21 protein-coding genes and 1 riboswitch are annotated in these 24118 nt (G+C 43.6%); of the genes, 7 read left to right on the forward strand and 14 right to left on the reverse strand.

Annotated features, from left to right (window positions below; translation table 11 throughout):
• Positions 1-43 precede the first annotated feature (43 nt).
• The 3 genes from FTU92_RS08050 to FTU92_RS08060 all read right to left on the reverse strand — a co-directional run bounded on the left by FTU92_RS08050 (position 44) and on the right by FTU92_RS08060 (position 3785).
• Entirely contained in the window at positions 44-1477 is a 1434-nt protein-coding gene (locus FTU92_RS08050; protein WP_004975695.1) for a sigma-54 dependent transcriptional regulator, read from the reverse strand.
• Between the two features lie 69 nt (positions 1478-1546).
• A complete protein-coding gene (locus FTU92_RS08055; protein ID WP_180096063.1) occupies positions 1547-3109 on the reverse strand; it encodes a PAS domain-containing sensor histidine kinase in 1563 nt (520 codons plus the stop codon).
• A 40-nt stretch (positions 3110-3149) separates the two neighbouring features.
• On the reverse strand, positions 3150-3785 hold the full coding sequence (locus FTU92_RS08060; RefSeq protein ID WP_004975702.1) for a response regulator: 636 nt from the start codon (positions 3783-3785) through the stop codon (positions 3150-3152).
• A gap of 215 nt (positions 3786-4000) precedes the next feature.
• Here FTU92_RS08060 and FTU92_RS08065 point away from each other — a divergent pair, with 215 nt between their 5' ends.
• The gene (locus FTU92_RS08065) at positions 4001-5092 is read left to right on the forward strand and encodes a serine hydrolase (protein WP_131260992.1); all 1092 of its coding nucleotides are present in this window, start codon (positions 4001-4003) and stop codon (positions 5090-5092) included.
• A gap of 120 nt (positions 5093-5212) precedes the next feature.
• On the opposite strand, the gene thrC is transcribed toward FTU92_RS08065, so the two are convergent.
• The 4 genes from thrC to xerD all read right to left on the reverse strand — a co-directional run bounded on the left by thrC (position 5213) and on the right by xerD (position 9794).
• A complete protein-coding gene (gene thrC / locus FTU92_RS08070; protein WP_004975706.1) occupies positions 5213-6352 on the reverse strand; it encodes a threonine synthase in 1140 nt (379 codons plus the stop codon).
• A 57-nt stretch (positions 6353-6409) separates the two neighbouring features.
• Positions 6410-7714 (reverse strand): homoserine dehydrogenase, encoded by a 1305-nt coding sequence (locus FTU92_RS08075; RefSeq protein WP_004975708.1) that lies wholly within the window; start codon positions 7712-7714, stop codon positions 6410-6412.
• A gap of 199 nt (positions 7715-7913) precedes the next feature.
• A complete protein-coding gene (locus FTU92_RS08080; protein ID WP_179988996.1) occupies positions 7914-8729 on the reverse strand; it encodes a DsbC family protein in 816 nt (271 codons plus the stop codon).
• Positions 8730-8876: 147 nt separating this feature from the next.
• Complete coding sequence (xerD, locus tag FTU92_RS08085) at positions 8877-9794, reverse strand: site-specific tyrosine recombinase XerD (protein ID WP_004975712.1); 918 nt, start codon at positions 9792-9794, stop codon at positions 8877-8879.
• Between the two features lie 185 nt (positions 9795-9979).
• Here xerD and FTU92_RS08090 point away from each other — a divergent pair, with 185 nt between their 5' ends.
• The 5 genes from FTU92_RS08090 (at position 9980) to ftsW (ending at position 15111) form a co-directional block, all read left to right on the forward strand.
• Positions 9980-10240: a FeoA family protein gene (locus FTU92_RS08090; RefSeq protein WP_004975713.1), complete on the forward strand. Its 261-nt coding sequence runs from the start codon at positions 9980-9982 to the stop codon at positions 10238-10240.
• Positions 10237-12093 (forward strand): ferrous iron transporter B, encoded by a 1857-nt coding sequence (locus FTU92_RS08095; RefSeq protein ID WP_179997332.1) that lies wholly within the window; start codon positions 10237-10239, stop codon positions 12091-12093. The genes FTU92_RS08090 and FTU92_RS08095 overlap by 4 nt, the downstream gene beginning before the upstream one ends.
• Before the next feature lie 32 nt (positions 12094-12125).
• Positions 12126-12377, forward strand: coding sequence for a DUF6587 family protein (locus FTU92_RS08100; RefSeq protein ID WP_154321146.1), 252 nt, complete (start codon positions 12126-12128; stop codon positions 12375-12377).
• 171 nt (positions 12378-12548) lie between these two features.
• Positions 12549-13895, forward strand: a complete 1347-nt coding sequence (murD, locus tag FTU92_RS08105; RefSeq protein WP_104853279.1) for a UDP-N-acetylmuramoyl-L-alanine--D-glutamate ligase — start codon at positions 12549-12551, stop codon at positions 13893-13895.
• A 19-nt stretch (positions 13896-13914) separates the two neighbouring features.
• Positions 13915-15111 carry a putative lipid II flippase FtsW gene (gene ftsW, locus FTU92_RS08110; protein ID WP_004975720.1) on the forward strand — a complete coding sequence of 399 codons (1197 nt, stop codon included), beginning with the start codon at positions 13915-13917 and terminating at the stop codon, positions 15109-15111.
• Between the two features lie 11 nt (positions 15112-15122).
• On the opposite strand, the gene FTU92_RS08115 is transcribed toward ftsW, so the two are convergent.
• From FTU92_RS08115 to FTU92_RS08145, 7 genes are all read right to left on the reverse strand, one after another.
• Positions 15123-15362: a zinc-ribbon domain-containing protein gene (locus tag FTU92_RS08115; RefSeq protein WP_104852920.1), complete on the reverse strand. Its 240-nt coding sequence runs from the start codon at positions 15360-15362 to the stop codon at positions 15123-15125.
• Positions 15363-15414: 52 nt separating this feature from the next.
• Entirely contained in the window at positions 15415-16347 is a 933-nt protein-coding gene (gluQRS, locus tag FTU92_RS08120) for a tRNA glutamyl-Q(34) synthetase GluQRS (RefSeq protein ID WP_179989655.1), read from the reverse strand.
• A gap of 2 nt (positions 16348-16349) precedes the next feature.
• The gene (dksA, locus tag FTU92_RS08125; RefSeq protein WP_004975725.1) at positions 16350-16877 is read right to left on the reverse strand and encodes an RNA polymerase-binding protein DksA; all 528 of its coding nucleotides are present in this window, start codon (positions 16875-16877) and stop codon (positions 16350-16352) included.
• 213 nt (positions 16878-17090) lie between these two features.
• On the reverse strand, positions 17091-17897 hold the full coding sequence (cpdA, locus tag FTU92_RS08130) for a 3',5'-cyclic-AMP phosphodiesterase (RefSeq protein WP_004975727.1): 807 nt from the start codon (positions 17895-17897) through the stop codon (positions 17091-17093).
• 10 nt (positions 17898-17907) lie between these two features.
• Positions 17908-18528, reverse strand: a complete 621-nt coding sequence (locus tag FTU92_RS08135) for an NUDIX domain-containing protein (RefSeq protein WP_004975729.1) — start codon at positions 18526-18528, stop codon at positions 17908-17910.
• A gap of 77 nt (positions 18529-18605) precedes the next feature.
• Positions 18606-20501, reverse strand: coding sequence for a phosphomethylpyrimidine synthase ThiC (gene thiC / locus FTU92_RS08140; RefSeq protein WP_179988993.1), 1896 nt, complete (start codon positions 20499-20501; stop codon positions 18606-18608).
• 102 nt (positions 20502-20603) lie between these two features.
• Positions 20604-20751: riboswitch (TPP riboswitch) on the reverse strand.
• Positions 20752-20850: 99 nt separating this feature from the next.
• Positions 20851-21915 carry a hypothetical protein gene (locus FTU92_RS08145; RefSeq protein ID WP_180096065.1) on the reverse strand — a complete coding sequence of 355 codons (1065 nt, stop codon included), beginning with the start codon at positions 21913-21915 and terminating at the stop codon, positions 20851-20853.
• Positions 21916-22347: 432 nt separating this feature from the next.
• On the opposite strand from FTU92_RS08145, the gene FTU92_RS08150 reads away from it, so the two are divergent.
• Positions 22348-23685, forward strand: coding sequence for a TolC family outer membrane protein (locus FTU92_RS08150; protein ID WP_104852922.1), 1338 nt, complete (start codon positions 22348-22350; stop codon positions 23683-23685).
• Positions 23686-24118: the final 433 nt, after the last annotated feature.

Here is a 24118-nt window from a genome sequence, read left to right on the forward strand (position 1 = left end):
TCTGAGTAACACGTATTTTTAGACAGTCTTCATTGTTTAGCGTTTACTCATCTTCAGTATCTAATCCAAACTTTTTCAGACGATAGCGCAAAGAACGGAAAGACATGCCCAATTTTTTTGCTGCCAACGTACGGTTCCAGTGGGTCAGGTGCAGCGCATTCAGTAAAATGTCTTTTTCTACTTTTTCCAAGTAGGCTTCTAAACCTTCTTCAGGCAGTTTGCGTCCTGTCAGCAATACATCTGTCACGATCTGCTGTGGTGTTTCTGCTGTAGGTTGTGATTCAGTGGTTGCTGTATTGCTCATACTGAATTGGCGCAAGGGTGCGGTTTGTAAGTGTTTGAGATCAATAACATCATCATCACTCAGGGTAATGGCACGTTCAATAATATTGCGTAACTCACGCACATTACCCGGATAGTACTGTTCTAATAAAAATTGCTGGGCACGAGGTGTCAGTTGTTTGGCAGGAATGTCCCATTCTTGTGCAACTTTTTGAATGAAGTGGTCTGCCAATAACAGAATATCTTGTCCACGTTCACGCAAGGCAGGCAAGACCAAATCCATCACGTGAATACGGAAGAATAAATCCTGACGGAAACGTCCTTGCTGAACCAAACTTTCTAAGTCCTGATGACTGGCGCTGATCACACGAAAATCGACATCAATTTCACTATCTGAACCCACAGGACGGATGCGCTTTTCCTGAACGGCACGCAGCAGTTTGACTTGCATGCTCAGTGGCAGTTCGGCAATTTCATCTAAAAATAAGCTGCCACCATGTGCAGATTGAATCAGACCTTGTTTGTCTTGAGTCGCTCCTGTAAAGCTACCTTTTTTGTGTCCAAATAGCTCGCTTTCCATGAGTTCGGTGGGGATTGCACCACAGTTAATTGCAATAAATGGTCCTTCGTTGCGGTTACTTAAACGGTGAACCAAATTGGCGACAACTTCTTTCCCCGTACCTGATTCGCCTGTAATAAATACAGGCGCTTGCGAGCGCGCAATTTTTTTGATGGTGCTGCGCAATTGCTGAATAGGCAAAGATTGCCCAATCAACATTTTATATTCAAGCTGATCTTGGCTGTGATGATCGGTGGTGTCGAAAGGTTTATTCAGTGCTTTTTCAAGGAGTTGCTGTAAATGTATTTGATTGACAGGCTTGCTGACAAAGTCAAATGCACCTGCTTTTAAAGCAGCAATCGCAATATCCATATTGCCGTAAGCGGTCAATACGGCAACAGGCACATTCGGATATTGTTCGGAAATCCATTCAACCAGTTGCAAGCCATTGCCATCGGGCAGGTTTAAGTCGGTTAAGCAAGCATCGTACTGATGTTCTGCCAATAATTGCTTGGCTTGTGCTAAACGATACGCGACATGGGTTTGAATCCCCATACGTGCCAAAGTCATCTGCATGAGGGTACAAAGGTCTTCTTCGTCATCGACCAATAAAACCAAAGGTTGAACAGCGTGCATATTTTCCCCAAAACCACACAAAATTAAATCAAAACCACAGCAACAAGATTGATCCAATATCAATCGCGTTTATTCAATGGCACGTAGACATTTCATCCTGAAACATGCGCCTTGTTCTTGTTCTACATAGCTCAGCTTGGCTTGATTCGCCTCGCAAAAACTATGCGATAGATACAATCCTAAACCAGTTCCATTGATTTCGGTACTGAAAAATGGCTGGAACAGATAGAGGAGATCTTGATTGGCGACACCTGCACCAAAATCCCGCACATCAATATAAATATAAGTTGCTTTCGGATAGACCGTAATCTCAATAGGTTGTTGTGCAGCATTGTGCCGAATGGCGTTACGAATCAGATTAATTAGCACTTGGCGAAACTGCGATTCATCAAACTGAATACTCAGTTGTTCGGTCAGTGTAAGCTGAATTTGACTCGCTGCATCAGGTAAATCTTCCTGAATGAATTGCGGCAAAAATTGATTGAGCTGAATCGCGACAGGCGTGGTTTGTTTATTTTTGACCATGCTCAGCGTGTCGTGAATAATCTTATCAATCCGTGTCGCTTGTTTGCTGATCATGTCCGACAGCAATTGTTGCTGTGCAGCATCACTGCCTGTAAATAAATTGTTGGCTTGTACAATGGCTGCCAACGGGTTGCGAATTTCGTGTGCAATACTGGCAGAGAGTTGTCCTAAGGCGGCTAATTTGAGTTGCTGGACTTGCTGATTGATTTTACGTCCATCCTGCAGCGCCAATAAAGTCAGCGTTTGATGTGGCACTTTGAGTTTTTGTACCTGAATATGCACATGAAAATGACTCAGTTGCGACTCGAATTGAAATTTTTCTCCATCTTGCAATTGATCAAATTTGAACAGATCAAATAAATCGGGCTGAATTTTATACAATGGATAGGTCGCGTGCGCATATTTAGGATGAATCCCCAACAGATGACAGGCTGCAGGGTTGCTGAGGACGACATAGCAATTTTCATCTAAAACCAAATAGCCCATTTCGGTTTGTTCTAAAATATAACGGTTGATATTTTGTAGGCGGTTTAATTCCAAAGATTGCGAAAAATTTAGATTTTCTAAAATTTGGAAACGCCGTACTGCAATACGTCCACTGCCATAAACCACCCAAAATAAAAATGCCAATAGCGCACTTTGACCAATATTATTTAGCGATGAAAAGTCAAGCAAACTCCCAACAAAGTGTTGGTAAATCACCATAATCATCGCGATGAGGGTAATGGCTAAGGCTTTACGCTTTTGCAGCAAGAGTGATGCTGCAAAAATCGTGATTGCAAACAGCAGACTTAAATATAAATTAGGGCCATCGCTGGCAAAAGTCAGGCTACTGAGCGCGATAATATCGACTGCAAAAAACAGGGTCAGTTGTTGCGTGCTTTTAAAAGGAATATATTTATAGCTGATCAGTTGCAGGCAGCTAAAAATAAAATAGCAGACCAAGGTGTATAGATATAAACCCGGGTGCTGATATTGTGTGCCAAGCTGCTGAAAGGTGAGTAGGGTAATCAGCAGCAAACAAAAGGCAATCAGCAGTCGGTAAGTACCATACCACATGCCAAGATGATACTGATTTAACTCAGAATGTTGTTTTAAATCTGGCATATCGTAAAGGTCTTATTTGTGCATCAACAGCGTTGAAAATTTAGGGTTTAATCAGTCCATAACGAATGGCAAGGTGAGTCAGTTTGACATCACTATCAATATTTAATTTTTCAAAAATACGGTAACGATAGGTATTTACGGTTTTTACACTGACAAACAACTTATCGGCAATTTCCTGTGCGCTAATACAATTCACCACCATCATCGCCACTTGCATTTCACGTTCTGAAAGACTATCAAAAGGCGATTGTTGTGTGTCAGATAAGTATGAACTTGCCAGTTGTTCGGCAATGTCGGCACTGAAGTATTTACCGCCCTGCATGACTTTTTTAATGGCACGTACCATTTCACTGACAGGTGCGCCTTTGGTGATATAGCCTTTTGCACCTGCTTTCAGCAATAAAGAAGGGTAGGGTTCTTCTGCCAAACCACTCACCGCCAAGACCTTAGTGTCTGGTGCAGTTTGCAATAGACGACGTGTGGTTTCTACGCCTCCAATCCCAGGCATGTTCACATCTAACAACACCACATTGGGATGATGCTGACGCACTAAGGTAATCGCTTCTTCACCCGATTCAGCTTGTCCAATCACCTGCACATCGGCATGGTCTTCGAGCATACGGCAAATCCCAGTACGTACCAATTCATGATCGTCGACTACTAAAACTGTGATCACCTACACTCTCCCTTTGAAAAAATCATCTTTTTTGTTACATAAAGCAAAATTAGCTTGCAATGAAACGACAAAATTAGCAATGCTATTCTTAATCTAGAATGAAAAGTTCTGCACAATATGGTGTCAAAAACGATTCATTGTTGTATTTTTAAATGTAAGGCATATTTGAGGTAATACGCAAATGTATCTTACCTCCCTGAGTTGAGTAAGCAGTCGTGAAAAATTCTAAGAAGTCGTTCATGCATGTGCTGGTCGCATCTATGATGTTCAGCCTAAGTTCTGTCAGTTTTGCTGAACTTGTCATCAATCCTTCCTCTGGGAGCGACGGTCAGGCGACCTTAAGTTGGTCTTCGGAGCAAGCCGATCAATTCTTAAATGGTGATCTGGAAAGTACCAGTGCGAGCGCTCAGGCTGCGCCAGAGAGCTATGTTGCTGAACCTACTCCGCCAGGTTCAACGAAAATTACCACTACAGTGCGTAGTAGCAATGGTGTTGCACCTGCTTCCACTGCGCCTAAAACAGTCCGTATTTTAGATACCTCTGCTTATAGCAACCAACCATCAGTTAATGCACGTGCGGCTTTGGTGATGGATGCGCAAACAGGTGAAGTGCTGTATAGCAAAAATACCAATGTGGCATTACCTATTGCATCTGTGACCAAGGTGATGACTGCCGTGGTGACTTCTGATGCACGTTTGAATATGTCTGAACAAATCACTTTGCAATCGATTGATTTTGCAGGTGCAGCAGGTAAAAACTCAAGCTCAACTTTGCGTGTGGGCGACAAGTTAAACCGTGCCGAAGCGTTACTGTTTGCATTAATGAAATCTGAAAATCCTGCAGCAGCAGCGTTGGCACGTACTTATCCAGGTGGGAAAAATGCCTTTGTAGCCGCAATGAATGCTAAAGCGCGTGAATTGGGCATGCATTCTACCCGTTTTACCGAAGCAACAGGCTTAGACCCACGTAATGTATCTTCTGCGCGTGATTTGGGTATTTTGGTCAGCACCGCTTCGCAATATGGTTTGATTCGCCAATTCTCAACCACGCCAACCTATGACTTTAACTTGGGTTATCGTGTTTTAAAATCTAACAATACCAATGCACTGGTACGTAATGGTGGTTGGAATATTAATCTGTCTAAAACAGGCTATATCAATGAAGCAGGGCGTTGTGTGGTGATGCATACCACTTTGAATAACCGTCCTGCAGTGGTGGTGCTTTTGGGTGCAGATACTTCACAAGCACGTACCAATGATGCAACTCGCTTAATGAGTTGGGCAAGCCAGTTACCTAAACGTATTTAAGAGCACATTCAGCTTGGAGCGTTGAGTTATCAATCGTATGACTCAACTTCCGTTAAAGTTGCATGATTCCAAATACAAAAAAACCTGCTAATGCAGGTTTTTTTGATCACGATTCAAAACTTACATGTTTGAAAGGATAGAGTCTTTTACTTGTTGCATTGTAGCATCAATAGAGAGCATCACCGCATCTGCACATTGTTTCATTGCAGTGTCAGGATCTTTCAGACCGTTACCTGTTACGGTACATACAATCACAGAACCTTCTTTGATTTTACCTGCTTTGATGTCGCGCATTGCACCACCAATAGACGCAGCAGATGCAGGCTCAACAAATACGCCTTCATACATTGAAAGCATGCGTTGTGCTTCTAAGATTTCAGCATCAGTTAGCTCATCAAACCAACCTTCTGAATCGCGTACAACGGCTTTGGCATGGTTCCAGCTTTGTGGGTTACCAATACGAATTGCAGTTGCAACAGTTTCAGGGTTTTCTACAGGCGCACCACGTAAGAATGGCGCAGCGCCAGACGCTTGATAACCCACCATGATTGGGCGGCCTTCAGGGTTTGGACCTGTGAATTTGTCCGTTGCTGCGTCATAGACCACTTGCTCGAATTGATCGGCAGATTGGTTGGCAACCGCTTCGGTATAACCCATCCAGTGTGCAGTAATGTTGCCTGCGTTACCTACAGGTAAGCAGTGGTAATCTGGTGCACGACCTAACTCATCTACAATTTCATACGCAATGGTCTTTTGACCTTGTAGGCGGTAAGGGTTGATCGAGTTCACAATGGTCACAGGTGCTTGGTCAGCAACTTCTTTAACTAGACGCATACCATCGTCAAAGTTACCGCGGATTTGCATGGTGATGGCACCGTACATCATCGCTTGTGCCATTTTACCCATGGCAATTTTGCCTTCAGGAATTAAAACGAATGCTTTGATGCCTGCACGTGCAGCATAGGCAGCAGCAGCAGCAGAAGTATTACCTGTAGATGCACAGATAATGGCTTTTGAACCTTCTTCAACTGCTTTAGTAACTGCCATGGTCATACCACGGTCTTTAAATGAACCTGTCGGGTTTAAGCCTTCATACTTCACATAAATTTCAACATCTTTACCAATAATGCGTGGAATATTCTCAAGCTTAATCAGTGGCGTGTTTCCTTCGCCTAGAGAGATTGCACGTGTGGTTGCAGACACTGGTAAACGGTCACGATAACGGTCAACTAAACCAGTATAACGATTGGCATTCGACATGATGATGTTCCAATTGTGTGTAGAGCTTGGCAAGGGGAAATACTCCCCTTCACCCGATTAATTATCAAGCGATTCTAAACGAATTCGTACAATTTCGCCATGAATGGTTGGCAATGCTTGAATTTGTTGTAACGCTTCATCCATTTTCGATTCTAGGACTGGGTCAGTCAGAATCACGATAGGAATAAGGTCTTTTAAGCGTGATTGCTGCATGATGGCATCAATACTGATTCCCGCACGGCTTAAAATGGTGGTTACATCGGCAAGTACGCCAGTTTGGTCTTCGGCATTAATGCGAATGTAGTAACCCGTGGTCATTTCTTCACGGCTTAAAATTGGCAAGTCGGTTAAGGCTTCAAATGCCAATTGCGGAATTGTACCTGCGCCATCTTCGGTATAAGAAATGTCACGGACAATATCAACGACATCTGCAACTACTGCAGAGGCTGTTGGGCCTGCACCTGCACCTGCGCCATAATAGAGCGTTGGACCAACCGCATTGGCTTGTACCAAGACCGCGTTTTTCACGCCATTAACATTGGCAATCAATTCTTCTTCAGGAATTAAAGTTGGGTGAACACGCAATTCAATACCTTTATCGGTACGACGGGCAATCCCCAAGTGTTTGATGCGGAAACCGAGTTCTTCGGCATATTTCACATCTTGTGCGGTCACTTTGCCAATACCTTCGGTAAAGACTTTGTCAAACTGTAGTGGAATACCAAATGCACATGAAGCCAAAATAGTCAGTTTGTGTGCAGCATCAATACCTTCGACGTCAAAAGTCGGATCGGCTTCGGCATAGCCTAACTCTTGCGCTTCTTTCAGTACATCTTCAAATGCACGACCTTTTTCACGCATTTCACTTAAAATGAAGTTGCCTGTACCGTTGATGATGCCTGCCAACCATTCAATTTTGTTGGCAGCCAAACCTTCACGGATGACTTTAATAATTGGAATACCACCTGCAACCGCAGCTTCATAGGCAATTTGTACGGCATTGTCTTCAGCTGCTTTAAATAGCTCATTGCCGTGTTCTGCAAGTAGGGCTTTGTTGGCTGTCACTACTTGTTTGCCGTGCTTCATGGCTTCCATGATCACGTCATAAGCAGGGTGAATACCGCCCATCACTTCAACCACCACGTCTACATCGGGTTGACGGACAATGTCCATCAAGTCGGAGCTTTGCTTGACCGATTCAGGCAAGTTTAGGTCAGGACGCGGACGACGTGTTCCCACATAAGTGATTTCAATTTCACGACCGGTGCGACGTCTAATCTCAGCAGCATTTTCTTTTAATAGTTTAAGGGCACCACCACCCACAGTACCAAGACCGAGGATTGCCAGACGAACTGGTTTCACGTCACACTCCATATTTTAATAACTTTAAGCAAGCCTAGATCATAGCTAAAAAAACGCGCTGACTCTAGGGCAGATCTCACTTATCTTCACAGTATAAAAAAAAGTAAAATAACGCATAAAAAATCGTTATTTATATTGGCTTCATAGATGCTACGTCTTGGTGTATTGGGATGATGCAGCATCTACAAAACCTCTATTTTTATTTGTCTAAGCGCTTGATCAATTCAGCGGTAGACAGATAGCCGCCTAAATATACGCCTTCGGCATTATAAATTGCAGGTGTGCCATTGACGCCCATATTTAAGCCCAATTGATACTGAGCACGAACAGGGTTTTTACAGTTGGCAGGTGCAATTTGTGCGCCATTCATAACTTGATTAAAGGCAGCATGACGATCTTCACTACACCAAATTGCTTCCATGGCAGGCATGTGCTGTTCGCCACGCGGCCAAGAAATGTAACGGACTTCAATGCCTTTGCCATTCATTTCATCCATTTGTTCATGTAGACGATGGCAATATGGACAGCTGACATCGGTAAATACATAAATGACGTGTTTGGTTTTACCTTTGGCAGGGAATACCAATAAATCTTCCTGTTTTAATTCAGCAAAAATTTTCTTGTTCACGCCTGCTTGCAAGTTTTCACTGACATTATGCAGTTCTTTGTCACCTAAACGGATCACATCGCCTTGAATAATGTATTTGCCATCACTGGTGGCATAGACCGATGACATGCCTTCAAGACTCACCCAAAATAAATTTGGGACTTCCGTGGCTTTAATGTCGGTAATTTTGGCGTTGATGCCTGCAGTTTTAAAATGTTGCTGCAAGGTCGTGCTTAAACGCTGTTGTGCATTGCGTTCAATCAGGGTTGATGCTTCACCCGTTGCAGGCGCACTGGCGGTGAGTGTGGTTTGCTTTTTATCTTCATTGTTTGCATTTGAACATGCGGTGATTGCAAAAGCACTTGCCAGTGAACAGGCAATCAAAAGTGTCGAGCGGGTAAATGTCATAAACAACCCTTTCTTGTTGGCATAAAAAATAGAGCGTTAGCATAACAAAAAATATTCGTGATCGTTAGGGTCTGTTGCCATTTCATAAATGGCTTGCGTTCATAGACGAAGTTTCAGTAGATCTTATGCTTCGACGTCGTTTTTGTTTTAAGCCCGTGGATGATGTTGGGCATGCAATTGCTGCATACGGATTTGTGCAACGTGGGTATAAATTTGTGTAGTGGATAAATCGCTGTGCCCGAGCAGCATTTGTACCACACGTAAATCTGCCCCATGATTGAGTAAGTGCGTGGCAAAGGCATGTCTTAACGTGTGTGGCGATAACTCGGCTTGAATGCCTGCTTGCAGGGCATAGCGTTTAATGGCATACCAAAAATTTTGTCGGCTCATAATGCCGCCATGAACTGTTAAAAATAGATAATCGGTGGCACTTTTATACAGTTGTGGGCGTGACTCGGTTAAATATTTTTCTATCCACTCACAAGCGACTTGCCCCATAGGCACCAAACGCTCTTTATTGCCTTTACCTACAATTCGTAAATAGCCTTGTTTCAGGTTGATCAACTCTAAGCGTAAATTCAGCAACTCCGTCACTCGCAAACCGCAAGCATATAAGACTTCAAGCATGGCACGATCCCGTAATCCGAGTGCAGTGTTGATGTCGGGGGCGTGAATTAAAGCTTCAACATCAGCTTCAGATAAATCTTTGGGTAAGGCACGACCTAATTTTGGGGTTTTATGCGCAGCAACAGGGTTGTCAGAGCGCAGTTTGTGCTCTCTTAAAAACTTATAAAAAGAACGTAGTGCAGACAGACAGCGCGCAATAGAGCGGGGGCTTTTTTGTTGTTTGGTGAGTTCGATGAGTACATCTGAAATATCGTCATGATTCCATTCAGGCATGGGTTTGCTGACATAGTCACTGCATTGAATTAAATCGGACAGATAGGCATTGCGGGTATGCGGGCTGACACTTTGCGCGATTAAATCGTTGCGATAGCCTTCCAAAAAGCTCAAAGCTTCTGGAATTTGTATTGCAGCAGGAATACGAGGTTTTTTGTTCAGCATAGGAATCACAGACGAAATCACAAAATTAATTGAGAAATTCGATAATAAGCAGCGTTATTTTCTACTCTAATCCAATTCAGCAAGGCTGTCGATGTGATATAAAGCATTTAAATGTAAGTCGACCTTATTTGTTAATTGTTCTCATTTGCATGTTATAATATGCAAAATGGTATAGGAATTTCACGGTGCGTTTGTCAGAACTTAAAGCAAAACAAACAGCCATCATCCGTCAGGTATTACGTACCGCCGATGGTGGAACATCCCTTAGTGACTTGGTGGCAAACCGCTTAGAAACACTGGGTTTTGTGCCGGGTACGCAGGTGCAGGTGATTACCAAAGGTATTTTTGGTGGTGATCCAATCCTGATTCAAGTGGGATTTACCCGTTTTGCTTTGCGCAAAGTAGAAGCTGAACGCATTGAAATTGAACAAGGGGTGTCCGCATGAGCGATGCCTTACGTATCGCACTTGTAGGGAATCCAAACTGCGGTAAAACATCTTTATTTAACCATTTGACAGGGACACGTCAAAAAGTTGGCAACTACGCAGGCGTGACCGTAGAGCGTAAAGTCGGGCAATTCACCTTGCCTTCGGGACAGGCGGTGCGGGTGTTGGATTTGCCCGGAACTTATAGTTTAGAAGCCACCAGTCCCGACGAAGCCATTACTCGAGATGTGGTACAAGGCAAAATAGCCGAAGAAGGTCAGCAAGATGCCTTTCTTTGTGTCGTGGATGCCACCAACCTGAAATTGCATTTGGGCTTGGTTTTGGAAATGATTGCACTGGGTCGTCCGATTTTGTTGGTACTCAACATGATGGATGAGGCGCGTCGTCGTGGCATGCAAATCAACACGCAAAAATTGTCTGAGCGTTTGGGTGTACCTGTGGTGGAAACCGTGGCAGTGCGTGATTCAGGTATTCAAAACTTAATGCATGCCTTAGATCAGGGCAAATTTGCTGTTCCGCAGACAGAATTGACAGGCTTAACAGGCAGTCAGCATCAACGGATTCAAACCATTTTGCATGATGTGGTGCACTTTGTAGATCAAGAAGACAAACGCTCCAACTTCCTCGATAAAATTTTTTTACATCCTGTATTCGGTTTAGTCAGCCTTGCGGTGATGATGTTTGTTGTCTTCCAAGCGGTATTTGCTTGGGCTGCACCGTTTATGGATGGCATCGAAAGTTTATTTGGCTGGCTAGGTGAAGTGATTGGCGAAAACATTAGCCATCCCTTGCTGAACAGCTTGATTGTGGATGGCATTATTGCGGGCGCAGGCGGTGTGGTGGTGTTCTTGCCGCAAATTTTAATTCTGTTCCTGTTTATTTTAATTTTAGAGGAATCGGGTTATTTGCCACGTGCCGCATTCTTGCTCGATAAGCTGATGTTTAGCGCAGGTTTGAGTGGTCGTGCCTTTATTCCATTGCTGTCTAGTTTTGCCTGTGCAGTGCCGGGCATTATGGCAACACGTAGTATTGCTGACCCACGTGATCGTTTAACCACGATTATGGTTGCGCCGTTAATGACTTGTTCTGCGCGCTTGCCTGTATATGCCTTACTCATCGCAGCATTCATTCCCAATCAAACCGTATGGGGCATGTTTAATTTACAAGGTCTGGTCTTGTTCGGTCTGTATATGGCAGGCATTGTGAGTGCCTTGGGCGTATCTTTTGTGCTTAAATTTTTGCAAAAAGATAAATCTGAGCATGTCTTGTTGATGGAGCTACCAAGTTACCGTTTTCCAGACCTAAAAAGTGTTTGGATTGGTTTGCTAGATCGCGCCAAAATTTTCTTAAAGCGTGTCGGTGGCATTATTTTTGCACTGTCGATTTTATTGTGGTTCTTGTGTACGTTCCCGCAGCCGCCTGAAGGCGCGACCATGCCTGCAATTGACTATAGTTTTGCAGGGATGCTGGGGCATGTATTACAGCCAATTTTTGCTCCTGTGGGCTTTAACTGGCAGATCGTGATTGCCTTGATTCCTGCGATGGCAGCGCGTGAAGTGGTGGTGGCTGCATTAGGCACAGTCTATGCCTTATCTGCAGTGGATGAAGATGCCATGTCCCAAGGTTTGGCTGCTTTAATTAGTGGTGGTGGTGAACTGGGCTGGTCATTGGCAACGGGTTTATCGTTATTGGTGTGGTTTATTTATGCACCGCATTGTTTGGCAACTTTAGCAACGGTAAAACGCGAAACAGGATCATGGCGTACGGTCAGTATTATGACCTGCTATCTATTTGGTTTGGCTTATTTCATGTCATTCCTGACTTATCAAACGGCATCGTATTTGTTGGGTTAAGGCACATGCCTGACCTACAGGAGTAGATGAACATGGTTGAAATTTTAATTGTTGCTGCATTGGTACTGTGGAGTGCTGTAGTAGTCTTTAAAAAAGTCTTTCCCAAGACTTCTGGCGCAGTTTTTCTAAAACTCTCCAATTTCTGTACTGAAAAAGGCTGGCATGGCTTGGCCAAATGGCTAAAACCTGCAGCCGCGGCAGGCTGTGGCGGCAGTTGTGGTTGTGATTCTCAAGATCAACCCGCAGAAAAGCAAGTTGAAGTTCAAGCGGTGAAGTGGAAATAGGCTTGTTTATTCACTTTAGCAATATTCTTTTTAAAAACCGTCTGCAATATGACGGTTTTTTTACGCACTGACACAAAAAAACTGCAGGAACTGCAAACAGAAAAAGCATTCAAAACAGCAAAGTGCTACTATTTTGTCTGTTTCAAAATTAGCGCACAAAATGGGGCAAAAATGTTAATACAACGTGGTGGATTAAAAGTCGTTGCAGGACTTGGTATTTCTGGTGTTGCAGCCGTTAATTTTTTACATCATCAGGGTTACCGCGTTGCTGTGACAGATTCTCGCCCCACACCTCCAGGGCATGACCAAATTCCTGCCGAAGTAGAAACCCGTTTTGGTCAGTTTGATCAGGATTTATTGCTGTCTGCGGAAGAAATTGTGATTAGCCCAGGTTTAGATCCAAAACTCCCTGAAATTCAGGCTGCGATGGCGCAGGGCATTCCTGTGGTGAGTGAAATTCAGATTTTACGTCGTGCGACCGACAAACCTATTGTGGCAATTACAGGGTCTAATGCGAAAAGTACCGTTACCACACTGATTGGTTTAATGGCAGAGCAGGCAGGTAAAAAAGTCGCGGTAGGTGGAAATTTGGGACGCCCTGCGCTGGATTTGATTAAAGATGATCCTGAACTGTATATTTTAGAACTCTCCAGTTTTCAGCTAGAAACCACCTCGAATTTAAATGCAGAAGTGGCGGTAGTGCTGAACATGAGTGAAGACCATTTAGACCGTCATGGCGATATGTTCGGTTATCACACCGCCAAACATCGTATTTTTCAGGGTGTGAAAAAAGTGGTGTTTAACCGTGATGATGCTTTGAGTCGTCCGTTGGTGCCAGATCAGACTCCTATGCAAAGTTTTGGCTTAAATGCGCCTGACCTAAACCAATACGGCTTATTAAAAGATGATGATGGCAGCATGTGGTTGGCACGTGGGCGTGAGCGTTTATTAAAAAGCACCGAGATGTATATTCAAGGCACACACAATATTGCTAATGCATTAGCGTGTTTGGCATTGGGTGAAGCCATTGGTTTATCTATGCACAGCATGCTGGAAACGCTGAAAACCTTTAAAGGTTTGGAGCATCGTTGTGAATTCGTCAAAGAATTACATGGGGTGCGTTATTATAATGACTCCAAAGGAACCAACATCGGTGCAACTTTGGCAGCTTTAGATGGCTTGGGTGCAGCAATTCAGGCACAAGGCGGTAAGGTTGCGATTATTTTAGGTGGGCAAGGCAAAGGGCAGGACTTCACTGCGCTACGCCAATCATTGCAACAATATGCCAAACTGGCAGTGTTGATTGGTGAGGATGCTACGAAAATTGAAACAGCAGTTGCGGGAACAACCCAACTCTTAACTGCAGATACCTTGCAACAAGCAGTTGAAATCTGCCAACAACATACACAAGCGCATGATGTGGTGTTATTGTCACCTGCATGTGCAAGTTTTGATATGTTCTCGGGCTATCCAGAACGTGGTCACAAGTTCGTTGCTTATGTCAACGCACTGGTATAACAACAATAAGGTGTGAGATATGGCTGGCTTTGCTCAGACAACAATCAATAAACTCAATCAGGTCTATGAGCGCTGGTTACCCAAACTGCCAGCGGAAGTGAATGTACGCAATGTACTGATTTTTAGCGTACTGGCGCTGTTATGTATTGGTTCAATCATGGTGGCATCGGCTTCTATGCCTTATGCCGAGCGCATGCATGAAAATGCCTTTCACTATGTATTGCGTCATGGCATTTCTATTGTGGTGGCATTAATCGCTGCCGTGATTGCCTATAGAGTGCCGCTGAATACCTGGTTTAACAACACCTTCTTTCTGTGGATTGTGACCATTGCCTTGTTGGCTGCAGTGTTGCTGGTGGGTACTGAAGTCAATGGTTCTAAACGCTGGATTCGGGTCGCAGGTTTTACCCTGCAAGCTTCCGAAGTCGCTAAAGTGATGATGGCCATTTTTACCGCTGACTATGTGGTGCGCCGTGCCGAAGAAGTGCGTAATAACATTAAAGGTCTGATTCGTCTTGCAGTGATTATGGCAGTCACGGTAGGTTTGGTGATTGCAGAGCCTGACTTGGGGGCGACCGTGGTGATTGCCTTGACCATGTTAGGGGTCTTCTTTTTAGCTGGTGCGCCATTAATTCAGTTTGGTATTGCCTTTGGCGCGATTATTGCCGCCTTTGTGTTTTTGGTGGTATTTGAGCCTTATCGTTTTGAGCGTTTAATGTCGTTCTCAAACCCGTGGAATGACCCTTTGGGTGTCGGTTATCAGTTGTCTAACGCCTTAATGGCATTTGGACGCGGTGAATGGGCAGGCGTAGGCTTGGGGCATAGTATCCAGAAAATGTCCTATTTACCTGAAGCACATACGGACTTTATGTTGGCTGTCTTAGGTGAAGAGTTTGGCTTTTTAGGCATTTTTGTGGTGTTGAGCTTGTCTTTTGCTATGCTGATTGCCTGCATTAAAATTGGTCATCGCGCCCTGAAAAACCAGTACTTACGTGCAGGATATTTGGCTTATGGCATCAGCATTATCTTCTTATTACAGATTATGGTGAATGCAGGCATGAATATGGGTATGTTGCCTACCAAAGGTTTGACTCTACCTTTTATTAGTTATGGTGGTTCATCGTTAATTATGTGTGCAGTGATGGTGAGTTTGATTCTGAAAATTGAAGCCAGCACGCATGAGATTAACCCTAGCCGTGAAGAATCCAGCTTCTAGAATTTATCCTTCTATTTCGCTTCTGGCTGAGCATGGTGCAAGACCATGCTTGGCATGACTGTTCCGCAGTGTAAGCACTTGACTGTAGTATTTTTTTGTTTAGACATAGGAAACAAGGGAATAAAAAATAAGGAAAAATATTGTCGTTGCTGTCTGAGTTCATAGCTACTGCGAGTGCGGCAAACGGGGCAGCTAAATTGACTTTTCTCGACCACTTTGGTTTTCGGTCCAACACCAAAAATAAAAAACATGACACAACCTCAAATGATCCATTTCAATTTGAGCATAACTGAATTTTAAATTTTATAAATAATAGCCGTGTAAAGCTGTGCCTGCAGGAATACGTGAAAGATCCCATTGCTGAATGGCTTGCGTAAGCATGCGTGCAGGGGTGTCTAATTCGACAGTGGCTTGATTTAAGGCAGTTAAAGCGGCTTGTAGCAGCTTCGGTGCTTGGGCTAAATCTAAAGCTTGTGCCAAGTTCTGTTTAGACAGTTTTTGCCCTTGTGCATTCATGGCTAAAGGCAGGTGCGTGTAGCTGAGTTTAGGGTAGCCTAACAGTTGCCCCAAATAGATTTGCCGTGCGGTGTTGTCGAGTAAATCTGCGCCGCGAACCACATGGGTAATGCCTTGCAAATAATCATCCACCACCACTGCCAGTTGATAATTGATAATGCCATCACGCCGTTTTAGGACAAAATCGCCCAAGTCCTGCGCAAGGTTGGAACATTGTTTGTCTTGCAGGCGGTCTTGAAAGCAAATCTCTTGGTCTGTGACTTTGACTCGAATCGCTTGATTGGCAAAATCTAAACCTAAATTGCGGCAAGTCCCTGCATAAATATGATTGGAGCCAAGCATTTTGCGGGTGCATTGACAGGCATAGACCAAGTCGCGTTGCTGCAATTGTTGCAACACGGCTGCATAGAGATCGAGGCGATCTTTCTGGAAAATAATTTCGGCATCCGGCTCAAATTGAAAGGCATCAATACAACGCAAGATATGATTTTCACTGCCAGGGTAAATGCGTGGGATGTCAGTATCTTCAATACGTACCAGCCAAGTGCCGTGCTGGGCTTTGGCATCGCAATAACTGGCCACTGCGGTAATGAGTGAGCCAAAATGCAAAGGGCCGGTTGGCGATGGCGCAAACCGACCTATATAGCGGGTGAGCGAAACATCGTTTCGCTGCTGCTCAAGCTCCGAACTGTGTTCGGCTAGGTAATTCTCAACAGTCACGATTAACCGTTGTTTTGCTTCTCTTTGATCTCTGCCAAAGTTTTGCAATCAATACATAACGTTGCAGTTGGACGCGCTTCTAAGCGACGTAAACCGATTTCGATACCGCAAGTTTCACAGAAACCATAGTCATCGTTTTTAATCGCTTCAATAGATTGTTCAATTTTACGAATCAATTTACGTTCACGGTCACGAGTACGCAATTCAATTGCAAACTCTTCTTCTTGAGTCGCACGGTCGTTGACATCTGGCAAGGCTGTATTTTCGTCTTGCATGGTGTTTAAAGTGCGGTCAACTTCTGACATTAACTCTTCTTTCCACGCCATGAGAATTTGACGGAAATGCTCGAGCTGTCCTTCAGACATGTATTCTTCATTTTTTTTAGGCTGATAAGGTGCAATACCAAATAAGCTAGCTGTAGAACCGCCCTCTAAAGCCTTTGGCTTTGCCTTACGCACGCGTTTTGTAGCTTTTTCTTCTACAAGATCTGTTTGTTCGTCCAAGACTTGATTTTGGTTGTCATTCGCCATGTAGGGCATTCCTCATCATATGCGCACGATTGGTACGCGAAAAATATGGTGATATGCAAGTGTTTTTATCCACTCCCAAAGAACAATATTCGATCTTCGGGGGACGTCATCATATAGACTTTTTTTGATTATGGATAGTCTTTGATGTTTGGATGTGTTATCGCATTTTTTCGTTGAAGGCATAAAGTAAAGCAAAAAAAATAAAATGGAAAGTTAATAACCTGAAATTTCAAAATTTATTTGTTGTGTGACATGCTCAACCCGATGCACTTGGGTGCTAAAACTGCCATCTGCATTCAAATGTAACACACGGTAACCCGGTGCCTCAGGCCCAAGCGCAAAGTGCTGGCTATGTGGTTTAAATTGCACGCAGGTCGAAGGCGTAGAGTAAAATTGAATCCCTTGCCATTCATTTAATGAGTCTTGATGCACATGCCCACACAGCACCAATTTGACATTGTTGTGGCGTGCCAATACATCAATTAAGGCTTCGGTATTTTTAAGTTTGTGCTGATCTATCCAGTGCGATTGCATATCAAAAGGATGGTGATGACAGGCAATAATCACCTGCTGCTGCGCATGTTGCTGTAAAAGCTGATCTAACTGCTGTAATTGTGCTGCGTCCATCCAGCCATCAATCCGACCTTTAACCGCAGTATTCAGTAAAATGACACTCCAATTGCCCAACTCAATTGCATGAACTTGATTGGACTGTAAATGGAATGGAAAAACCGCGGCATCATCATGATTGCCCGGAATCTGGAAATGCGGCGTATTCAAAGTCTGCATAAACTGCAAATAACGCTGATAGGTTTCAGCAACAGGGATTTGTGCTAAATCGCCTGTATGGAAAATAGCATCGAGCTGCGGATATTGCTGTTGAATATCGTGCATTACCGCGTGAAAGCTGCGTTCAGGATTCATGTGCACAAACTCTAAATCTTCCTGATTCATGAGGTGCGTATCTGAAATTTGTACAATTGTCCAGCGTTGCTGGTGATTGTTTGAGAATAAAGTCATGCCTGACCCCTTAGACATCCTTCACGGTTTTAATTTGTTGTTGTAACCATTGCAATGCCATGATGACAGGTGCGTTTTTTAGCCGACCATTGGTCAGCAAGTTTGGAATTTCCTGATAATCAAGAATGTGTAATTGAATATTCTCTCCTTCATCTGGCATACCAAACACGCCACCTTCCTGTGGTAACGTGGTGCTCGCACTATATAAGTGGAACAATTCTGCGCATGCACCCGCAGATGGATAAAAACTGAATAAATGTTGTAATTCTTTTAATTCACAGCCCGATTCTTCCAAAGCTTCACGACGAATGCAACTTTCAGGTGATTCATTGCCATCTAGCACGCCTGCAATCACTTCGAGTTGCCAAGGCGAGTCGCAATCATCAATTGCACCAATACGGAATTGTTCAATCAGGGCAAATTTTTGTTGTGGTGCATCATAAATGAGTACCCCAGCCGCTTCAGGGCGTTGAATGAGTTCACGCTGAAGGACTGGGGTATATGTAGTTTGATTAAACAAGCGATGGCTCAGGCTGACTTTTTCAACCTGAATAAAACCACGATACAGGTATTCACGTTGGTGAATCTGTGCATCGTGTTGTCCATAAGTTGCTTGTTGAATAATCTTCATAAATTCTCATCAGGATGAGCAAAGCATAATTTCATCCTAACTGAGATTTTATTGAATACAAACGCTTTTTAAACAAATTAGAGCTTATGGTATAATTTTTGACCATGTTCCTGATAAGCGGTTTTCATGGCTTTGAGACCTGATTCGACCTCTGCATCTACTTGCTCCGTTTTGTTCGCAGCATTTTGATTTTGTGCATAATCTCTCACGTTTTGCGTGATTTTCATCGAACAGAACTTTGGTCCGCACATTGAACAGAAGTGTGCAGATTTATGCGCTTCTTTTGGCATGGTTTCATCATGCATGCTGCGTGCGGTATCTGGGTCAAGGCTCAGGTTAAACTGATCTTCCCAGCGGAATTCAAAACGTGCTTTAGATAAGGCATTGTCACGTGCTTGCGCGCCCGGATGTCCTTTGGCAAGGTCAGCCGCATGTGCTGCAATTTTATAGGTGATGATGCCGTCTTTGACGTCTTTTTTGTTCGGTAAGCCTAAGTGCTCTTTAGGTGTCACATAGCACAACATTGCAGTACCGTACCAACCAATCATCGCTGCACCAATTGCAGAAGTAATATGGTCATAACCTGGTGCAATATCCGTGGTTAATGGGCCGAGTGTATAGAATGGTGCTTCTTTACAGACTTCAAGTTGCAAGTCCATATTTTCTTTGACCATGTGCATTGGTACGTGCCCCGGGCCTTCAATCATCACTTGCACATCATGTTCCCAAGCGCGGTGAGTCAATTCACCCAAAGTTCGCAGTTCGCTGAATTGTGCTTCATCGTTGGCATCTTGAATACAACCCGGACGTAAACCATCACCTAAGCTGAACGATACATCGTAAGCTTTCATGATTTCGCAGATTTCATCAAAGTGTGTGTAAAGGAAGTTTTCTTCATGATGCGCCAAACACCATTGCGCCATGATTGAACCGCCACGCGATACAATACCTGTTAAGCGATTGGCCGTGAGTGGTACATAACGCAATAACACGCCTGCGTGAATGGTGAAGTAATCCACACCTTGTTCAGCCTGTTCAATCAGCGTGTCTTTAAAGATTTCCCAAGTGAGGTCTTCGGCAATGCCGTTTACTTTTTCTAGTGCCTGATAAATAGGTACAGTACCAATTGGCACAGGCGAGTTGCGGATAATCCATTCACGGGTTTCATGGATGTTTTTACCTGTCGATAAATCCATGATGGTATCTGCGCCCCAACGGGTCGCCCAAGTCATTTTCGCGACTTCTTCATCAATACTTGAACCCAGTGCCGAGTTACCAATATTGGCATTGATTTTGACCAAGAAGTTGCGACCAATAATCATTGGCTCACATTCTGGGTGGTTAATGTTGGCAGGAATAATTGCACGGCCTTCAGCCACTTCCTGACGTACAAATTCAGGCGTGATTTCAGTTAAGTTTTTAGCCCCAAAGTTTTGCCCTGGATGCTGACGCATATCGACACCTTCGCGTTGGCGTTGGTTTTCACGAATGGCGATATATTCCATTTCAGGGGTAATGATGCCTTGTTTGGCATAGTGCATTTGGGTGACGTTTTTACCCGCTTTGGCACGACGCGGCTTTTGAATATGGGCAAAACGAATCTCTGCAGTACGAATATCGCGTAAACGCTCTTGACCAAAGGCTGAGCTGAGGGTTTCTAGTTTTTCGGTGTCTTGGCGCTCTTCAATCCAGCTGTCGCGGATGTTCGGCAAGCCTTTGTTCAGATTAATTTCAACATTTGGATCGGTATATACACCTGAAGTGTCATACACCATGAGCGGTGGATTGTGCTCACCGCCTAAACCTGTTGGAGTGTCGGTCAGTTCAATTTCACGCATTGGCACCTGAATGTCTGGGCGTGAGCCTTGAATATAGACTTTTTTCGATGCAGGCAAAATGCGGGTTAAATCTTTGGCATCTTGCTCGTGTTGAGCAGAAATGTCAGCAGGGGATAGATTCGTTAATTGGTTCATTGCAATGATCCTGAAGAATGAAATCAACGAATCAAGCACGACCAAAAACATTGCAATTGAGTTGTTGAAACTTTAATAGTTCAACATTAACCGTGTGGCGGGGTTTTTAGGTGGCTTGATTCCTACGCAGGTTTTAACCTGATCAGGTTCAACGGTACTTGGGTTTAAATCTGTGTTGCAGACCTTTGGGCAAACAACAAAGAATGGACACAATCTCAGCGAGGAATTACTCGCGCTCCGTCAAGCTGTATAAATAGTAGCACGTTGTTGGTATAAAAGCAGGCTTCGCGCGGCTTTTATTCTTTGATGCCTAATGACAAGTATTTGAGCTTTAAGCGACTTTGGATAATTAGCGAGTAATACAAACGGCATCACTAAAACAATCGCGTTTTGCATGGATGGAGATGTTCTTTAAATTTAAATATTGATGCAACTGTGCATGTACTAAAGCATCATCGCCATATTCACGCTGTTCACGTGCAGTGGGCTGTGCCGCAATTTCAGTGAGTCGTTGTTCACTGCTCATGTGTAAAAAGGCAAGGAATTTACGCGCTTGCTGTGCTAAGGGAGATTTTTGCAACTTTGCCAGTTTTTTAATTTCAAATAATACGGCAGGTTGGATACTGTATTCATCGACATAATCCTGAGAAACAGGACTGTTGACTGTGCCTTTAAACAGCAGCAAGGCATACACTTCGGCTAGATAACGTGCATCCCGTATAAAGTGACTTTTAGGATAACGCTGCACGTAATCTTCCCAAAATAAGGCGCGTTCTGCCAAATCGGCAGCATCAAGGGTGAGTCCACCATCACGCAAGCTGTGCTGCATATTGTCATTGGCCATTCTTTCAATAAAAATCTGCTCGGCATCGGGCATGTAAGGCGCAAAAATAATGGCTAAGTATTGTGGGCTACGACGATAAACCAACTGTGCTTCACCTGCATCGTATAGCTCTAAATAGGCTTGTCCCTTATGTTTCAATAAATATTGATCACGCAAGGCAAAGTTTTCAAAATGACTTTGCTGAATGGTCGGATGCTGCGCCATATCAAAAGCATGTTGATCAAAAGCGGCTTGTTCTGCAGCGCTGCGTTCTACATGCAAAAAGCGTTGATACATTTGGGTCGAAAGATTGAGTAAATTTAATTGCTCATTTAAAGGTAGCAACGGTAGGCAAACTTTTAAATCCTGATTAATTTGTTCTAGCGCAAACGTGGTGCGGGTATTGTCAATTTGCTGCATATTGTGCTGAATGTTTTCACACATTTGGGTCAAATCTACAGGTTCGCTGGCACTGGCCTGTACCTTTGGTGGTTCAGCTACGGGAGGCGTATCTGAATTTTGGCAGGCGAGCAAACACAGACAACTGCCAAGCAGTAGGGCAAGTTTACTGGCGCGAAGAAATTTAACCATTACAGCAATTCAACATGAGTATTCATTCATCATCTAGTGCCTTCATTTAGGCACTATGGATTCCAAAAATTCAAAATGAGTCATTCATACCAAAATTCTAAATTTAAAATATCCGCTGTGAGGCACACGGTTTTAGAAGCTTGGGTCGAAGGACGAGGGGAGAGCTTGCATTGTAAAGTCAAAGCCACGGAGTAAATTGTAGTATTCTGCTAGAGTTTGGTTACATGCCTGTGAGTAAGTACCACTTTATGCAGCGATTGTTAGCACGTGTATGGCTTTGCTTAATTATTGCAATGAATTGAAATAATATGAAAAATTATCAAAATTAATGAAAGTCATACGAAAAAAATGCAAATTCGCTTTAGTATGGGCGGTGTAAAAATACATTGCAGTAGGATTGACGAAATTACAGAGTGGGTTGATCGAAAAATAATGAAAAAAATGATGTTAGTAACATGCTTATGTTGGATGAGTTCAAGCGCTTTTGCTTTGGATTTAATGCAAGCCTATCAGCGTGCTCAAAATAGCGATCCGACTTGGCGCGCACAGCAATTACAATATCAGGCCGATCAATTAAATTTAGGGCTTGCGCAAGGCAATTTACTGCCAACTGTGACTCTGTCGGGCAATATCACCCGTAAAAGTCAGGAAATGAGTCGAGTCAATATTGCCAGTTCCTCGCCAGAGCTTTTAAGCAGTTCATCTTCAACTTCACGTCAAGTCGCGTTAACAGCACGTCAGCCTTTATTTCGTTGGGATGCTTGGCAAGCCCTGAAACAAGTCAAAACCTCGTTAAGCCTGAGTGAAGTCACCTTACGTTTACAACAACAGCAACATATTTTGAATGTATCAGAAGCGTATTTTAATGTGCTGAGACAGCAGTCTTTAACAACAGCATATTTACAAGAAGAAAAAGCTTTGTTGGAACAGCTCAATATGATGAATGCCAAACTGCGTGAAGGTTTGGTGGCTAAAAGTGAAGTCAGTGAAGCCAATGCGCAATATCAAAATGCACGAGCGAACAGGATTGGAACACATGTGCAGTTGGTTTTGGCACAAGAGCAGTTGGCACAATTGATTGGGCCATATCAAGAAAGTTTGGCAGTTTTGCGAGATGACTTTCAATTTCAAAAACCTGTGCCTGAAAGTTTAGAGGCATGGTCGCAATTGGCACAAACTCAAAATTTGGCTATTCAACAGGCACGTTTGCAGCGACAATATGCCGAAGATGCACGTCGGGTTGAACAAGCAGCACGTTATCCGCAGGTAGAAGCTGTGGGCAGTTATGGTTATGCCAAACAAAGCCCTGAAAGTATCATGTCGCCCGATGGTCAGTTCGACCAGGTCGGGATTGAAATGAACTGGAATGTGTTTAGCGGTGGGCGGGTCAATAAAAATGTGCAAAAAGCAGTGGTTTTGGTACAAAAATCTGAAGCCGAGCTAGATGCAGCAATCCGTAAAGCCAATACCGATGTGAAACAGGCATATTTACAAGTCGAAACTGATCAAGCCAAATTGCAGGCGCGACAGGCTGCAATGAATTCAGCAGATTTAGTGGCACGAGCATCCAAAGCGCAATATCAGGAAGGTTTAAAAACCATGGTGGATGTACTGTTGGCACAGCGTAACGCCTTTTCTGCCAAGCAGGATTATCTCAATGCACAGTATGACTATTTGAAGCATGTGTTACAGTTGAAAGCAGCCGTTGGGCAATTGACTGAACAAGATGTGCAGGAAATGAATGCTTGGTTGATTCGGAAAGCCATATAGGGTCTGTTGACATTTCATAAATGGCTTGCGCTGTAGGCTAAAACTGAGCAGATCAGGCATGAAACGCAGGGAATAGCGAGACTATTGCCAAGTTTCATAACGCAATCTGAGAAAGTTTTAGCCACATGAGCAAGAACAAAGCGTTGCTTTGTTTGCTGCGCAAGGGGGCGAGCATATTTTTGCTACTATTGCTTTATGAGTCAGTCATTTAGAATGACTAAATTTCCTGTCCCATGCCTTATATCAGCTAAAAAATATGCGTTGCCGCAAACATAGACGAAATGTCAACAGACCCAAGTCATTTTGTCATCTGAATGGCTTATGCTGTTTAAAGACAGAAACGATCAGACTTGAGAGTTTGGTGAGAAAATGTCATAAAAACGTCATCATTGCTGTGCTTTAATATTCAATCATTGCGTCAGTCTATCCTTTT

Origin of the sequence: Acinetobacter sp. YH12205 (assembly GCF_013418125.1) — a bacterium.
Taxonomy (GTDB): Bacteria; Pseudomonadota; Gammaproteobacteria; order Pseudomonadales; family Moraxellaceae; genus Acinetobacter; species Acinetobacter towneri.

What these genes read in the sequence shown, in the direction of transcription:
- thiC (WP_179988993.1), bottom strand. Translation starts at nt 20,501, where the DNA reads ATGAACCAATTAACGAATCTATCCCCTGCTGACATTTCTGCTCAACAC.
- FTU92_RS08145 (WP_180096065.1), bottom strand. Translation starts at nt 21,915, where the DNA reads ATGGTTAAATTTCTTCGCGCCAGTAAACTTGCCCTACTGCTTGGCAGT.
- FTU92_RS08135 (WP_004975729.1), bottom strand. Translation starts at nt 18,528, where the DNA reads ATGAAGATTATTCAACAAGCAACTTATGGACAACACGATGCACAGATT.
- FTU92_RS08115 (WP_104852920.1), bottom strand. Translation starts at nt 15,362, where the DNA reads ATGTTTTTTATTTTTGGTGTTGGACCGAAAACCAAAGTGGTCGAGAAA.
- FTU92_RS08150 (WP_104852922.1), top strand. Translation starts at nt 22,348, where the DNA reads ATGAAAAAAATGATGTTAGTAACATGCTTATGTTGGATGAGTTCAAGC.
- FTU92_RS08100 (WP_154321146.1), top strand. Translation starts at nt 12,126, where the DNA reads ATGGTTGAAATTTTAATTGTTGCTGCATTGGTACTGTGGAGTGCTGTA.
- murD (WP_104853279.1), top strand. Translation starts at nt 12,549, where the DNA reads ATGTTAATACAACGTGGTGGATTAAAAGTCGTTGCAGGACTTGGTATT.
- dksA (WP_004975725.1), bottom strand. Translation starts at nt 16,877, where the DNA reads ATGGCGAATGACAACCAAAATCAAGTCTTGGACGAACAAACAGATCTT.
- FTU92_RS08080 (WP_179988996.1), bottom strand. Translation starts at nt 8,729, where the DNA reads ATGACATTTACCCGCTCGACACTTTTGATTGCCTGTTCACTGGCAAGT.
- thrC (WP_004975706.1), bottom strand. Translation starts at nt 6,352, where the DNA reads ATGTCGAATGCCAATCGTTATACTGGTTTAGTTGACCGTTATCGTGAC.
- FTU92_RS08095 (WP_179997332.1), top strand. Translation starts at nt 10,237, where the DNA reads ATGAGCGATGCCTTACGTATCGCACTTGTAGGGAATCCAAACTGCGGT.
- cpdA (WP_004975727.1), bottom strand. Translation starts at nt 17,897, where the DNA reads ATGACTTTATTCTCAAACAATCACCAGCAACGCTGGACAATTGTACAA.
- FTU92_RS08050 (WP_004975695.1), bottom strand. Translation starts at nt 1,477, where the DNA reads ATGCACGCTGTTCAACCTTTGGTTTTATTGGTCGATGACGAAGAAGAC.
- FTU92_RS08055 (WP_180096063.1), bottom strand. Translation starts at nt 3,109, where the DNA reads ATGCCAGATTTAAAACAACATTCTGAGTTAAATCAGTATCATCTTGGC.
- ftsW (WP_004975720.1), top strand. Translation starts at nt 13,915, where the DNA reads ATGGCTGGCTTTGCTCAGACAACAATCAATAAACTCAATCAGGTCTAT.
- xerD (WP_004975712.1), bottom strand. Translation starts at nt 9,794, where the DNA reads ATGCTGAACAAAAAACCTCGTATTCCTGCTGCAATACAAATTCCAGAA.